At 69.3% G+C, this 966-nt stretch carries 1 protein-coding gene and 1 pseudogene; one reads left to right on the forward strand and one right to left on the reverse strand.

Translation table 11 applies throughout. From position 1 onward, the window contains the following. Positions 1 to 484 (reverse strand): annotated as a pseudogene (locus KZA10_RS16180) (LacI family transcriptional regulator); the annotation flags it as partial. A 143-nt stretch (positions 485 to 627) separates the two neighbouring features. Between KZA10_RS16180 and KZA10_RS16185 the strand changes: the two are divergent. Further along, the gene (locus KZA10_RS16185) at positions 628 to 768 is read left to right on the forward strand and encodes a hypothetical protein (RefSeq protein WP_373695270.1); all 141 of its coding nucleotides are present in this window, start codon (positions 628 to 630) and stop codon (positions 766 to 768) included. Positions 769 to 966 lie beyond the last annotated feature (198 nt).

Here is a 966-nt window from a genome sequence, read left to right on the forward strand (position 1 = left end):
CGAACACCCCGTCGATGTCGGGGGCACGCGCGAGCAGCCGCGTCATCGCCGCAGCTCCCTCGGCGTACGAGTACAGCGGCGCCTCCTCGACCAGGTCCGGGTCGAAGTCGGGGCCCAGTGCGTCGGTGAACCCCGCGAGGCGATCGGTGCCCGAGTCGCGGTCGAGCGCCGCGGCGATCATGCCGACGCGCCTACGTCCTGTCGCCATCAGGCGTGAGGTCACGGCGTTCGCGGCCCCGCGGTTGTCGACGCCGACCCAGGCCGCATCCACATCAGGGGGATGGCCCACGTAGGCGACGGGAAGGTCGAGTCGCATGACCGCGTTCGTGATCGGATCCTGCGCGCGGGCCGAGACGATCACTGCACCGTCCACGAAGCCGCCGTTGAGGTAGCGGGCGACGCGTTCCGTGTCGCGCACCGAGTCCACCACGAGGCACACCATCTGGTAGTCCGCCTCGGACAGCGTCTCGTTGGTACCGAGCATGATGGCGCCGATGCCAGCCGAAGATGTTGATCGCGACGAGGCCGACACCCGCCTGCTTCATGAGGCGCACATCCTAGAAGATCTACGACGTCTTCGCCGACGCCGCCACCCAGGTCTCTCCCGACTTCGCGTGGGGTCCGACCATGACCCAGACCTACGCCGACGTCTCGGACGGCTTCAAGGCCGCGGTCTCGGGCAGCGGAACCCTGCTCGACGCGATCGAGAAGGGCCAGACGGCGACCGTCGACGCGCTCAAGGCGGCGTCGATCCCCGTCACGGAGTAACGCCTTTCGGAGGCCCGCCCGTATGCTCATGGGCGGGCCTCCCTTTTCGTCTGGAGCGGCAATGAGCGAACTCGTCCATCTGACCTCCGGCGGCGTCAGCGTCGTCATCGACACGACCGGAGCGCGGCTGCTGCACTGGGGTGCGGCGCTCGACCCCGTCGACCTCGAGGCGCTCGCCGCGTCGTCGACCGGCGCCGT

The sequence above is a fragment of the Microbacterium sp. BF1 genome (assembly GCF_019279095.1).
Taxonomy (GTDB): domain Bacteria; phylum Actinomycetota; class Actinomycetes; order Actinomycetales; family Microbacteriaceae; genus Microbacterium; species Microbacterium maritypicum.

Coding starts and splice junctions, on each gene's coding strand:
- KZA10_RS16185 (WP_373695270.1), top strand. CDS start 628: ATGACCCAGACCTACGCCGACGTCTCGGACGGCTTCAAGGCCGCGGTC.